The sequence below is a fragment of the Streptococcus parasanguinis genome (assembly GCF_009717775.1).
In the GTDB taxonomy this organism is placed as follows: domain Bacteria; phylum Bacillota; class Bacilli; order Lactobacillales; family Streptococcaceae; genus Streptococcus; species Streptococcus parasanguinis_AG.
Genome location: NZ_WMZF01000013.1, coordinates 1 through 13278 on the forward strand (window position 1 = coordinate 1; position 13278 = coordinate 13278).

Annotated in this window: 15 protein-coding genes; 13 read left to right on the forward strand and 2 right to left on the reverse strand. The window is 37.7% G+C overall.

Annotated features, from left to right (window positions below; all coding sequences use genetic code 11):
- From GMC92_RS10560 to GMC92_RS10605, 10 genes are all read left to right on the forward strand, one after another.
- The coding region (locus GMC92_RS10560; protein ID WP_173019422.1) for a replication initiation factor domain-containing protein at positions 1 to 336 on the forward strand (336 nt) is incomplete at its 5' end.
- Positions 337 to 350: 14 nt separating this feature from the next.
- Positions 351 to 584 carry a hypothetical protein gene (locus GMC92_RS10565; RefSeq protein ID WP_045759896.1) on the forward strand — a complete coding sequence of 78 codons (234 nt, stop codon included), beginning with the start codon at positions 351 to 353 and terminating at the stop codon, positions 582 to 584.
- A gap of 1 nt (position 585) precedes the next feature.
- A complete protein-coding gene (locus tag GMC92_RS10570; RefSeq protein WP_155200329.1) occupies positions 586 to 1143 on the forward strand; it encodes a conjugal transfer protein in 558 nt (185 codons plus the stop codon).
- 11 nt (positions 1144 to 1154) lie between these two features.
- Positions 1155 to 2150 carry a conjugal transfer protein gene (locus tag GMC92_RS10575; protein WP_155200330.1) on the forward strand — a complete coding sequence of 332 codons (996 nt, stop codon included), beginning with the start codon at positions 1155 to 1157 and terminating at the stop codon, positions 2148 to 2150.
- Between the two features lie 9 nt (positions 2151 to 2159).
- On the forward strand, positions 2160 to 2384 hold the full coding sequence (locus tag GMC92_RS10580) for a TcpD family membrane protein (protein WP_003005585.1): 225 nt from the start codon (positions 2160 to 2162) through the stop codon (positions 2382 to 2384).
- A 2-nt stretch (positions 2385 to 2386) separates the two neighbouring features.
- Positions 2387 to 2797 (forward strand): conjugal transfer protein, encoded by a 411-nt coding sequence (locus GMC92_RS10585; RefSeq protein ID WP_155200331.1) that lies wholly within the window; start codon positions 2387 to 2389, stop codon positions 2795 to 2797.
- Between the two features lie 13 nt (positions 2798 to 2810).
- Positions 2811 to 5315, forward strand: a complete 2505-nt coding sequence (locus GMC92_RS10590; RefSeq protein WP_155200332.1) for an ATP-binding protein — start codon at positions 2811 to 2813, stop codon at positions 5313 to 5315.
- An 11-nt stretch (positions 5316 to 5326) separates the two neighbouring features.
- A complete protein-coding gene (locus GMC92_RS10595; protein ID WP_155200333.1) occupies positions 5327 to 7210 on the forward strand; it encodes an MFS transporter in 1884 nt (627 codons plus the stop codon).
- A gap of 1 nt (position 7211) precedes the next feature.
- The gene (locus GMC92_RS10600) at positions 7212 to 7436 is read left to right on the forward strand and encodes a hypothetical protein (protein WP_009731701.1); all 225 of its coding nucleotides are present in this window, start codon (positions 7212 to 7214) and stop codon (positions 7434 to 7436) included.
- 16 nt (positions 7437 to 7452) lie between these two features.
- The gene (locus GMC92_RS10605) at positions 7453 to 8565 is read left to right on the forward strand and encodes a CHAP domain-containing protein (RefSeq protein WP_155200334.1); all 1113 of its coding nucleotides are present in this window, start codon (positions 7453 to 7455) and stop codon (positions 8563 to 8565) included.
- A 564-nt stretch (positions 8566 to 9129) separates the two neighbouring features.
- Here GMC92_RS10605 and GMC92_RS10610 read toward each other — a convergent pair.
- Complete coding sequence (locus tag GMC92_RS10610; RefSeq protein WP_155200335.1) at positions 9130 to 9543, reverse strand: hypothetical protein; 414 nt, start codon at positions 9541 to 9543, stop codon at positions 9130 to 9132.
- 502 nt (positions 9544 to 10045) lie between these two features.
- Between GMC92_RS10610 and GMC92_RS10615 the strand changes: the two genes are divergently transcribed.
- From GMC92_RS10615 to GMC92_RS10625, 3 genes are all read left to right on the forward strand, one after another.
- Positions 10046 to 10294 (forward strand): DUF3173 family protein, encoded by a 249-nt coding sequence (locus GMC92_RS10615; protein ID WP_003005186.1) that lies wholly within the window; start codon positions 10046 to 10048, stop codon positions 10292 to 10294.
- Position 10295: 1 nt separating this feature from the next.
- Entirely contained in the window at positions 10296 to 11447 is a 1152-nt protein-coding gene (locus GMC92_RS10620) for a site-specific integrase (protein ID WP_155200336.1), read from the forward strand.
- 78 nt (positions 11448 to 11525) lie between these two features.
- Positions 11526 to 11825 (forward strand): YbaB/EbfC family nucleoid-associated protein, encoded by a 300-nt coding sequence (locus GMC92_RS10625; protein WP_003005613.1) that lies wholly within the window; start codon positions 11526 to 11528, stop codon positions 11823 to 11825.
- Between the two features lie 268 nt (positions 11826 to 12093).
- On the opposite strand, the gene GMC92_RS10630 is transcribed toward GMC92_RS10625, so the two are convergent.
- On the reverse strand, positions 12094 to 13278 hold a 1185-nt coding region (locus GMC92_RS10630), incomplete at its 5' end, for an ATP-binding cassette domain-containing protein (protein WP_155200337.1).

The following is a 13278-nucleotide window of genomic DNA, read 5'->3' on the forward strand; positions in this document are numbered from 1 at the left end:
GATCTCGGAGAAATCGCACGAGGCATCATAAACAAAGAAATCCAAGTCTATGATGGCCTCACTCGTTTTGGAGCTTATAAACCTGATGAAAAATGGCAACAGCTCTTTGGAGGAGTCGAACCCTTAAAACTCTCAACCAACCCACAGCCTTACAGTATTGAGCGAACGATTCGCTGGCTGACCTATCAAGTTGCTAACTCCCTTGCACTAGTCACTGAAGCAGATAAAATCCTGCAAACAGAATACATGAAGATGATTCAAAATAGCGGAGAAATTACCGATCGAGGAAAAGCCATGTTACGACTTCTCAAAGCCAATAAACACTATGAACACTAGAAAGGAAAAACTATATGGAATACAAAGTTCAAATCAATTCACTAGATAACTTTAAAGCTTGGTCTGGTGGACTAACCACCTTGAACACTGTCCGTGAACGTGGTGGAGTGGATACTCTAACCGTCATTTGTGAAGATATCTTCTCTGGTGATACACCAACTGAAGGACAAATCAATGACTGGCTCTGGTTTGATTCAGATTTTATCTACCAAGCTCTAGGCTACGATGATCTGCTTGAGGCTTCTTGAGATGTTAAAGAAGATTTATCAAGCAGACTTTCTGCTTCTTCCAGAACAAGAATTCTGGCATATGTATATCCTCTTACGAAAGGACAAAGACTTCTACTATGAGTGCGCTGGCAGATGTACAGAAGATCTTCCAGATAGTAGAGGGTTCTATGACTATGAACATGCCTGTTTCACGCTAGATGGTCAAGTGTTGAGCGTAAATAAAAAAATGCGCCCCTCACTCATTACTTATATCCAAAAGACCATCAAAGACAATCAAGAAACATTTAGAAAGGAAATTGAAATGGCTACTAAAACTATTTTTGAAAAGAAAGTCTCTCAAGTCACGAATGAACTGGGAGAATTACTTAAAAAGAAAGATCACAGAGAGGCTTGGACCAAAGCTGGAGAATTAAATAGTCTCCTAAAAAAAGAAGAAGCCAAAGACCTAAAACCGGACTTGATCGAACAACTCCAAACTGAGTTGCGAGGCTACTATTACATTAATGGAGAGATCGAAAAAGCCAATAAGCGCCTCTATGCAAAAGGCTCAAAACTCATTGAACTTTCTGGTCTCTAAAAGGAGGATCTATGGATAAAGCCAAACGCTACTTGCTTCAAGCAAAAGAATATCTCTCACACTTTAAAAAGGTGGAGAAAAAAGGAGGTCCACCAAAACTAAAAGTCACCAATAAAAAGACCGTCAATATTGCAGTCATAGGAGGAATTGCTTTCCTCCTTTTTGTTGGTTTCTTGGGATCTATCCGTGCTATCACACTCTCAAATAAGGTAAGTACACTACAAGCCCAAGTAGAGGCCACTCAAAAGCAACAGACACAGCCTATGGAGTCGAGTAGAAAATATGACTATAAGCTCCAGTACTACTTAAATGACTACGTTTATGCCTATTTCACCCTTCCACAAGAAGGCGATAAACAACAAGCTCAAGTGGAATACTTAAACAGCTTTTACAACTTCATTCCTGATGTGAAAGCCCAAGGTCAAGTTCGAAATCCTAGTGAACTCCTCTATTCTCAGTTAGTGACTGTAGAAGGGAAGGTTGCGACCTATAAGATCAAATACAAGGAGACTATCCGCCGAGATAATAACACGGAAGAAAAAGAAATTGTGACAGGTTTCAATATTCCATTTGATGAAAAAGATGGGAAATACTATATCTCTGGCCTTCCTTGGTTCTCTGCTATTGAATCCTCACAAGCTGGACACTTTAGTGAAGATGATCAGCTCCAACTAACCTCTAATGACCACTTTTCAGATGGTCAGCGTAAAAAAGTTGAAAAATTCCTCAAGGTCTTCTTTACCAACTATACTACTAACCAAGACAACCTCAATCTGATTGCTAAGGATGTGGATATTATAGCCAATACCACCTTCAAAACGATTGATTATACCTATCTTAAAAAAGATGGGAAAAATCTAATCGCTTATGTACAAGCAACCTTTGAGGTCGGAGGAACCACTCACTCGGAAAACTTCACCTTTACCCTCTCAGAAAAAGAAAAGACCTACTATGTCACAAAACTAGAACACACCATTCCACTAAACTATGCAAATGATAAAGAATAGGAGAACTCTATGAATACAGACAATCTACGAACCTTCCTCCAGGGCGATGGGATTTGGATCCTAACAGCCATTGCTGTGCTCTTAGCGATCAAGGCATGGCGGAACAGTTCCTGGCTTCAACTCTTCTCAGTCGTTGGTTTCTATGCCGTTATTGTTTCAATTGCGAAAGGACAAGATATCCTAAAAGCAGTCGGCTGGTTCCTGCGACTCTTCGGTATTGAATCAGGACTTTAAGTATGAATGAAGAAAGACTTTATGATTACAGTAAGGGCCTAAATGCTCCTTATTGGATCCAAGAAATCAAGACAAAAAAGGGCACTCGACTTTGGTACTTTGCGACTCCTATGCAGTTGTCCTTTTTCATTGTTTTTATCATCGTTTTTGTGGCCATGTTACTCTTTGGAGGGTTTATCTTTGTGCCACTCGCAAAAATCACTCACTCAATTTCTCTCTTGCTCTATTGGTATCTCCCTTACAAATTGGCCAAGTTCTATACTGAGTACGAACCACACGGTAAAAAGATGCACATCTTTATTGGAGATTACCTGATTTACTTCTGGGACTTTAAGATCAATAAAAGAGCTATCTACCATGAAGATCGAATAGAGCCTGTAGAAGAAATTGTCTTTGAAAAAACAAATTTATAGAAAAGGAGGACCTATGAGTATTACTTTAACCTATCCTATTAGGGAAACACATGAAAATCTAGCTCTCAAAAAAGATCAAACAGTCGTTGCTTATTATCGTATTCCAAACACTCCCATCACCATTACAGATGATGAGAAAAAGGGCAAACATAAAATCACTGTTGCTCAAATGATGAAAAAGCTCCAGAAAAACAAGTTCTTTGAAATATCTCTGATCCCTAAAGACTATCTCTTAGAAGAGAAAATGCGGGACTTTTCAGATGCTCTCGCAGATGACAGTCGTGAGCTAGGAGAAGAACTTCTTCTTTACACGGTGGATCGACTAACAGATGAAATGGAAATCCCTTATCAGTTTGACTGGGTCGTGGGAGTGACCTTACGCAAACAAAATCATGGAGCTACTGTCAAAGACTTAGCCTATGAGAGCTTTAATGAGTTCACAGAAAAGATCGCAAAAGGCCTTGGATATGAATATGAATTAAGTCCCACTTGGTATGAAGACTATAAAGGTGATGAATTCACCATTTTCCAAGCCTTCTCTGTCCTTCGGGCAAAACGGTTATCCAATGAAGAACTCTTTTATTACCAGCGGATGCAATACCTCCGCTATATCCCTCACTACAAGAAGGAGGTACTGGCCAATCGTGCTCAATTCAATATCACGGATACCTTGATCAAAGTTCTAAAAGGTGGCTTCCTCAAGCTAGAAAGCCCTTATGGATCTTCCTTTGTAACTATTCTTCCTGTAGGTAAATTTCCTGTTCAATTCAACGGTTTTCATCTGGGCGAATTTATCCAACGTTTGAACTTTCCCGTAGAGCTACGAATCAAAGCGGAATTCATTGATACCGGTAAGATCAAAGGTCGAATGGGACGTTCAAATACCCGTTATCGGAATATCATGGAAGAGGCAGAAAATACAGATACTGTCCAACAAGACGAGATCATCATGGGTTCCATCTCCCTAAAAGACTTAATGAAGAAAGTCGGAAACAAGGAAGACATCATAGAATATGGAGCCTATCTTATCGTATCTGCTTCTAGTGTGAACCAACTACGTCAAAGACGACAAGTGGTTTTGAACTATTTTGACGATATGGGAGTCGAAATTAGTGAAGCTTCTCAAGACGGACCTTATCTCTTTCAAGCGTTGCTCTATGGAGAAAACCTCCAAAAGAAAACTCGCACCTGGACACATATGGTCACAGCTCGTGGATTTTCAGAACTCATGCCCTTCACCAATACTTCTTCTGGAAACCGTATCGGTTGGTATATCGGCCGAGTAGATAACTGGACAGGACGTTGGGACAATATTGCGAAAGCCATTGATTCCTCAAAGAACATTGTCCTCTATAATGCGACAGTCGGAAATAAGGAAGATATCGCTGGAAAGATCACCAAGAACCCACACATCATTATTACGGGCGCAACAGGTCAAGGAAAATCCTTCCTTGCTCAGATCATCTTTTTAAGTGTGGCTTTGCAGAATGTCAAGACACTTTATATTGACCCCAAACGGGAACTTAGAAACCACTACCAAGAAGTGATTAACTCACCTGAATTTGCACGTCTCTATCCTGAACGCAAGAGACAGATCGAGAACTTTAACTTTGTAACACTGGATAGCTCGCTTCCATCAAACCACGGAGTCTTAGATCCTATTGTCGTTCTAGATAAAGAACAGGCTGTAGAGGTCGCAAAAAACATGCTCGAGTTTCTACTACAAGCCGTAGATGATGTCACAATGGATCAGAAAACAGCGATCACAGAAGCTATTAATGCGATTGTAGAAAAACGAGTCGCTGGTGAGAAGGTCGGATTTAAACACGTCCTAAAAGTTCTGAGAGACTCTACTTCCTCTGAAATTGCTTCAGTTGGTCGTTATCTGACATCAATTGTGACGAACTCTATCTTGGAACTAGCCTTTTCAGATGGAACCACTCAAGGACTTAACTACGAGTCACGAGTGACCATCCTAGAGGTCAATAACCTCAAACTACCAAAAGACGATTCCACAAAAATTTCAGATCATGAACGCAACTCTATCGCTCTCATGTTTGCGCTGGGTGCCTTCTGTACCCACTTTGGAGAACGAAATGAAAATGAAGATACCATTGAGTTCTTTGATGAAGCATGGATTCTTATGAAGTCGGCAGAAGGAAAAGCCGTTATCAAAAATATGCGTCGGATTGGACGCTCCAAAAATAATACCTTGGCACTGATTACTCAATCTGTACATGATGCAGAAAATGACGATGATACAACTGGATTTGGGACTATTTTTGCTTTTTATGAAAAGTCTGAACGAGAAGATATTCTAAAACACGTCAATCTCGAAGTCACTGAAAGCAATCTCGAATGGATTGACAATATGATCTCTGGTCAATGCCTATACTATGACGTCTATGGCAATCTCAATATGATTTCCGTACACAACATCTTTGAAGATATTGATATGCTTCTAAAACCTATGAAAGCTACGGTATCATCAAGCCTTGAAAATAAATACGCTAGTTAGGAGGTGAACCCATGCAAGAAGCTTTTGACAAACTAAGAGGAGTCGATATCTTCTCTCTCAAGTCCTATATGGAGCCTACTGGGTTCGCTTCCTTTAACGGGGCTTGGGTTCTGATTAATGAGCTTTTCGTCAACTTCTTCTTTTTCATTCTAAACGCAGTGGTGGGATTCTTTTCTTTGCTGATTCGAATTCTTGAAAAAATTGATCTATACTCTAGCTATAAAAACTATGTGTTTAATGGAGCAATGAGTATCTGGAAAGGATTTATCGGTTCAAATGGGAGTGGTGTTTCCAAGCAATCACTCGTCTCAATGTTGCTTCTGATTTTAGCTTTCTACCTTTTTTATCAATATTTCTTTTCGAAAGGATCCTTTTCAAGAACACTCCTTCATGTTTTTCTAGTTCTCATCCTTGGTTTTGGTTACTTTGGAACAGTTGCAGGGACCTCTGGTGGTCTTTATCTGCTTGATACAATCAATAATGTCTCTAAAGAGGTCACTAAAAATATCACTCATATTAAAGTAGAATATGGAAAAAATAAGACGATCAAAATCGGTGATTCTATGGCAGATAGCTATATAGCAGAAACATCTTATAAAGCCTATGTCTTTGTCAATACTGGACAAGAAAATGGGAAATATAAGAATAGCCAAGATGGGAAACAAGAAACTTTTGATGATAGTAAGGTACTAGGAACAGGCGATAAGAATGGAAACTTTAAAGCAGTTAAATCGAAAGATCGCAATAAATATCTGGATGAACTAGGAAATGGAGCCAATGATGATGGTGAAAAGAACCGGTGGGTTTCAGCTATGCCAGATTTCATTTTCACTCGTATGTTTTATGTTATCTTCAAAATCTGTGAAGCTTTTGTATTAGCGATACCAGTTATTTTGATTCAGATGCTAAACGTCATTGCTCAAACACTTGTATTGATGATGATTCTGCTCTTTCCAATTGTGCTATTGATGTCCTTTGTACCAAGAATGCAAGATTTGATTTTTGGAGTTTTAAAAGTCATGTTTGGTGGATTGCTTTTCCCAGCTATCACGAGCCTATTAACTCTGTTAGTCTTCTACATTGAAAAAATGATTGAAAATATCGTCATTACTGGATTTGATGGTATCCTTAAAACTCTTCCATCCTTGATCATCTTTGGCCTTGTCTTTAAACTACTCATTTCAGTTGTATCAAAAGGACTTGTATACTTCCTTCTATGGAAATACAAAGCTGAACTGATCCAATTCATTCTTGGCTCTAAAGCACGAATGGTGGCAAGTGACATTGGAAACAAAGTTGAAAAAGGAGTCGCAAAGACCAGAGAGGTGGCTTCACAAGTACCATCGAGAAGTCTTTCATCTGCACAACACCTTGGGAACTTTGCCCTAGCAGGTGCTGGTTTTGGAGCTGGGATGATGATGAATGCCAAGAGTCACTTCCAAAATGTTGGTTCTTTCTTTACCAATAAGGATTCAGAGCACCAACCTGATGAAGTGCCCCCAACAGAAACATTTGAGACTCCAGTAAGTCCAGATGCTCCAGAACCAAACATTCCGAAAACAAAGGCAATTCCTGAGAAGGTTAAACCAGTTGAAGAAAAAACACCAACTCCTTCAATGGAATCCCCAATCACAGCGGAGCCAACACCAAGTTCAAACGAAGAATTCCAAACTCTTAAAGAAGAATGGATTTCTCCATTTAAACAACTCCGCATTAATAGTATTGAGCGCAAATTAGAGGAATATAAAGATCCTCAAGCCATGTACAAAGCCCAAGGATCGAATGCTTTCACTCGTGCTTACAGAAAGACCATGACACGAGATGATAAATTGAGAGCCAATATTGAACGAAGAGACCGATTAACAGAACGCTTAAAACAACTTAGAGGAGAATGATATGAATACCAAGATACGCTCAAGAACTGCTTTTCCAAGAGTTCTTGAAGAAACTCTTTATCAAGCCTACCAAGAAGGAAAACGCTCAGTCGATTTCCTTCTTTTGTTTCCAGTCTCAGAACAAGAAAGAGACCAAATCATCCTACAGGCTAAGTCCTATTCAGTCGTTTTAGATGCTAAATGGCGTTTTGGGACTGTCCTGTTCACTGCTTATATAAGACATTAACTAGAAAGGAGATTCGATGAAAAAACTAAAATGGTTTCTATTAGCTGGTCTCATTCCTCTCTTTCTACCAGTCCTCATTATCATTATCCTTATGGGGGCTGTCGGAGGTGGCGGAACAAATGGCTCACCCCAATCCCAAAATGGAGTGACTTATGCGGATCACTGGTCAGATGGAGATCCCTATACACACAACTTACTTGTCCATCGCTTCGGTATTACAGCAGAGCAATTAGACGGCTTTTTAGATACGTTAGGAATCTCCTATGATAAGAATCGAATTAATGGTAAAAAGCTTCTCGAATGGGAAGCTAAATCAAATCTTGATGTTCGTGGAATTGTTGCGATCGCACTGAATGAAAGTTCTCTTGGAACTGCTGGAGTAGCCACTAATCCTGGAGCCAATATGTTTGGATTTGGTGCCTATGACTCCAATCCAGAATATGCCAATAACTTTAATGATGAGGTTGCTGTTGTCGGACTAACCCAACAAACTATCATTGGAAATAAAAACCAAACCTTTAAAATACAAGATGATAAAGCTAAAAAGTTTGCGAATGGAACACTCAATCCAGCAACCGATGGCGGAGTCTATTTTACAGATACTACAGGATCAGGAAAAAGACGTGCCGAAACCATGCAAAAACTGGATGCCTTCATTGATGAACATGGAGGAACACCAAAAGCTCCTGAACAAACTACAGGAAAAACTAGAGATGGTGGAGGAGTCACTTCAAATGATATACCTGTAGGTTATAGTTTGACAACAGCTATTGATACCACAGGATATATCACAAGCACTTATCCTTGGGGACAATGTACCTGGTATGTCTTCAACCGTGGAAAACAAGTAGGAGTCAACTTTGATCCATTTATGGGAAATGGTGGTCAATGGATGAATAAGCCAGGATTCACAACAACCCATACGCCAACAGAACACTCTGCATTATCATTTAGTCCTGGCCAAGCTGGAGCTGATCCAATATACGGACATGTTTCATTTGTGGAACAGGTCAAATCAGATGGTTCAATTCTCGTCTCAGAGTGTAATGTTAAAGGATTAGGGATCATTAGTTACCGTACTTTTGACGCAGAAACTGCAAAACAATTTACATACGTTATAGGACATTAAAAGGATAATTATATGGATATTTTTCAACAAATACAAATAGAAAAAACTAAATACTTCTATTATATTAGGATGCTATAATAATATTTAATAAACATAATGTTTGTGATCTCGAACGAATAACTAAATTTATATTTTTTGAAAGAAAAATGATGGGGTCGCAATTAATTAGAAATTAATTAAAATATTTGATACAATAGTTGTGGTATCTTTTTATATTATTAGTTTTTATATAAAAAGGTTAAAAAGCAATAAATTTTTCTTGACAAATCGGTTTGAAATTGATATACTGCTATAGTTATTATTAATTTTTAACTTTTATAAATCTGTTTAGATTTGTACTTATTTTAATTTGATATTTTATTGTGTACATTATAGTACAATATGTTTTTACAGTTAAATCTGATTAATAATAAAAATACGTGTATTAACAAAAAACAACTCCCAAACATTGGGAGAAGTTTCTTATATCTGAGTAGTTTTCGTAAATTATTGGCGTAATTTACGAAATTTTCCACTTCTTGAATGAAGTGTTACTATTTTCCGCGGTCACATTGAGTACAATTTTTATGTGATCGCTTTTTTTTTATGCTTGTTTGCCCACTTTAAAATCAAATAGTCAAACAATAATTCGTATCCTGGAACTACTCTTTGAGCAAGTGTTAGCCAGAAGTCGGTTCGATCTTTTGAAAAAATCGAACTGTAGAGAAAGCTGCTTACAAAGAGTATAAATACTTTACGGATAGCAATTTCCAAATTTTCTTTACGCTTCTCTGAGATCTTGTCACCCACAACATAATGCTTTTGGTATGTCGGACAAGTAGATTCGAGAATCTTAGGAATTTCCAGGAATAACAAAACTAGAAGTTTTGTGTGATCCAGTTGGTTGAGTGATGCTATAATCAAGCTGATAATAGCTGGTACAATTTTTACAAGTTTGCTTACAATTTTTGTAAGCTTTTGAGTTGATTCTTTTGTCATTTAAATGCCTCTCTATTTCAGCACAAGTCAAGAAGGGAATCAACTAACTACTCAGATTAAAGGATAAAAAGAATAAAAAAAGAAAGCTCGCTTACTGGTTGTCATTGAATAGATTTCCGCATCATAACCAACTGCGTGTACAATAATGTTCAAACCTCTATTAACAAGGAAAGCATAATTGCCCGTAGCTAATTAGATGTTCCATCTAAATACAATGTCATACTATTTAAGCGTCTCTCCTTAATCCTTTTGACTTACTTGATAAAGATAAGTAAGTACATAAATCCTACTGCCGGTAGTATATCATAATCATAAAAATTATGCAAATAAAATTTATGAATTTGCTGAAAATACTTTGATTTCGTATTGTTTTACGCTAAAACCATAGGGCAGTAAGTTAGGACTTAAAAATAAGAAAAAATAATAAAAATATGTAATCTGATAGTATTTTTCTTATGTATGAATCTCTAATATAAAACTAACAATAGAAAGGAATAGATATATGATTCAAGTTGTAGATAAAAATGATTTAATGGAATTGATTGGATATTCTGAAACTCAAGCTAGTAAATTAATACGAAAGGCTAAGAGCCAGCTTGTACAAGAAGGATTTGAATGGTATAAGAATAAACGTATTGGACGAGTACCAATTATTACAGTTGAATCCATTCTTGGTTTTCAAATACAATTAAAAAATGATATAATTGAGGGGAACCTTCAAAGCGCTGTCATGACTGAAGGAGAAAAATAGCATGGCGGTAATTAAACAGGACGATGGACTGTGGCTAGTTGATATTAGTGATGGTAAAAGTTCCTTAACTGGCAAACGTATACGACACCGCAAATCTAATTTTTTAACGAAAAAAGAAGCAGAGGAATATGAGGCTTATTACCGTATCCATAAGTTAAATCAGATACAGAATACAAAAAAACTCACCATTTCCACTCTTTATGTAATGTTAAAAGGAGAAGATGAGCTTCGTGGAAATAAAAGAAGTACAGTAGATACCCAGGACTCATACTATACCCAATATGTATCGCGATTCTTTGAAAATGCTGATATGTCTTCAGTTACCATTCAAGATGTAAAAAAATATCGAGATTGGTTAATCGAACAGCCTAGTGTAAAAGGCGGCACACTTACAGCAACGCATATTAACCAACAAATGATTTTTGTTCATAAATTGTTTGATATCGCTATTTCAAAAGGTTTTAGACAGGACAATCCATGTAATGCTATTCGGAAACTTCCAGAAAAGCATAAAGAAATGTCTTATTATACTCCTGAACAATTCAAGGAGTTTGAGTCCTATTTCGAAGAAAGTGAATATCCTTTTAAACTTCTATATCGTGTACTCATGTTTACAGGAATTCGTATGGGAGAGGCACTTGCCTTAACTTGGAGAGATGTTTTTCTTGACGAGGGATATATTAAGATCCGTAAGTCAGCATATTATCGCAATGGGAAAACACATATTGGATCTGTAAAGACAACTCAATCAAATAGAGAAATCTACATCCATAAAGCTTTTGTGGATGAGTTGAGAACTTGGAAATCAGTTCAAAGTCAGAAGCTGTCTAAGCTAACTGATTCAACAGATGATTTGCAGATTTTCCAATTTTCAGGAGAGCCTATGACTGCTCCGAATGTCTCTAACTTTAGAGCATCATTCAAGAAACGATTGCCAAAAGATTTCAAATTGATTCGAAACCATGATTTTAGGCATTCACATGTAGCCTTTTTAATAAATCAGGGACTGAGGAGAGGAGAAGGAAAGGATTATATCTTTTTCACTCTAATGAAACGACTAGGACATAGTTCTATCAATACTACAATAAATATCTACTCACATTTGTTCCCATCTCAACAAAAAGAAGTCGCTAACGCATTCGACGATTTTTAGAAAAATGGGCAGAAGTGGGCAGTAAAAATTAAGAAAAAGGGTCTAAACCCTTGATACGAAAGGAATCTAGAAAATATTATGATGAATATGCAAAATATGATGAAGCAAGCTCAAAAATTGCAAAAGCAAATGGAGCAAAGCCAAGCAGAATTAGCCGCAACTCAATTTGTAGGGAAATCTGCTCAGGATTTGGTTGTTGCAACTCTTACAGGTGATAAGAAGGTTGTTTCCATTGATTTCAATGCTGCAGTGGTCGACCCAGAAGATACAGAAACTCTTTCTGATATGACGGTGCAAGCCATCAATGCTGCTATTGAAGAAATTGATGCGGCAACTAAGAAAAAACTCGGTGCTTTCGCAGGGAAATTACCATTTTAAGCTAAGGAAGTTTTCATTAATTCAAAAGAGGCTCAGTTTTGAGCCTCTTTCAGATTGAAGACAAAGTCATATTAAAAACTTTCCTTAGGTGAGTACGGACGTCAGCGAACTTCTTCGAAGTTCCAAGACTAATTATTGAGCCTAAGGTCTCAATAATTCCGAGTGCCTGAAACGTTATTGTTTCAGGCACTTTTCTCACTGCGAAAAGTTTTAGTATTTTCTTTCTTTGATATACTAACGATATATTTTTAGGTTTGTGTCAGTAATTTTATTCTTTTCTTAATTCAATGACTTGATCGTATCGACTTTCATTATCAATATGGTGAGCGATTTCTAACACCATCATCGGTAGTGAGAAAATCAAGTCACGAACCATCTGGCTATTTTCTGCGTCAAGAGCTGCAGTTACCTCATCTGCTAATAAAATATCCTTTTTACGAAGAAGGAAGCGGGCTAGTTCAACCCGGACACGTTGTCCGCCTGAAATATTTTCTCCGTTATTAGTGATTACAAAATCAAGCCCATCAGTTAGTTCATGGTCGAGTTTGACCTGTCTCAAAACATTCTCCAATTCTTGATCTGAAAACTCTTGTCCCAAACTGAGATTGTAGCGAACAGTATCATTAAATAGGAAAGGATGCTGGCTGATAATGCCTACCTGACGAACAAAGTGACTTGTTTTAACTCCATCCCTTGTACGACAAGTAATCGTTCCGGCATCCGGCTTTTCTTCCCCTGTGATCATTCGGAAGAGGGTTGATTTCCCACAGCCACTTGGCCCTTTGATGAGGACTTTTTCGCCTTGTCGAATGGCTAGATTAAGATCGCGAAGAATCTCTCTACCATTATAAGATTTACTTAAATGAGAAATTTCTAGTTCTTCTACTTGAGAGATCGAATGATTGTCCGTTTCACTATCATCTGCTCGATTTAAAATTCCGAAAATCTTTTCTGCCGTTGTTTTGGCTCCTTGTACTTCAACCACATCATACATGATATTTTGGATAGGTCCTACCAGTTGACCAGCAGCAATATACATAGCAACCAGGCTAGCCACTGAAACATGATGACCCTGCATAGCAAGGAAGAACCCTAATACCAAGGGGAGTACTTGGCTCAGAAAGACCATAAAACCATTACAAAAGAAAACAATATTATGGGTAAAAGCAAACCTTTGAATAGCTCGTTGATAACGAAGATTGATATTCCAGACGCGCTGAGAATTTTCAGGCAAGGCTTGATTCATCCGCAAGGTCTGAGCCCCTCGAATACTATCAGAGATTTGGTTATGAACAGCTGTTCTTCCCTGAGACATTTCATCCCCTGAATTCTTTAGCTTATTATTCATCAAGAATTGTGGAATGGGACGTAAGATCGTGAAGAAAACAAAGATAGAACCCAATAAAACATTTTGGGCAATGATATAGATCGCCGTAATCAGTGCCCCAAATCC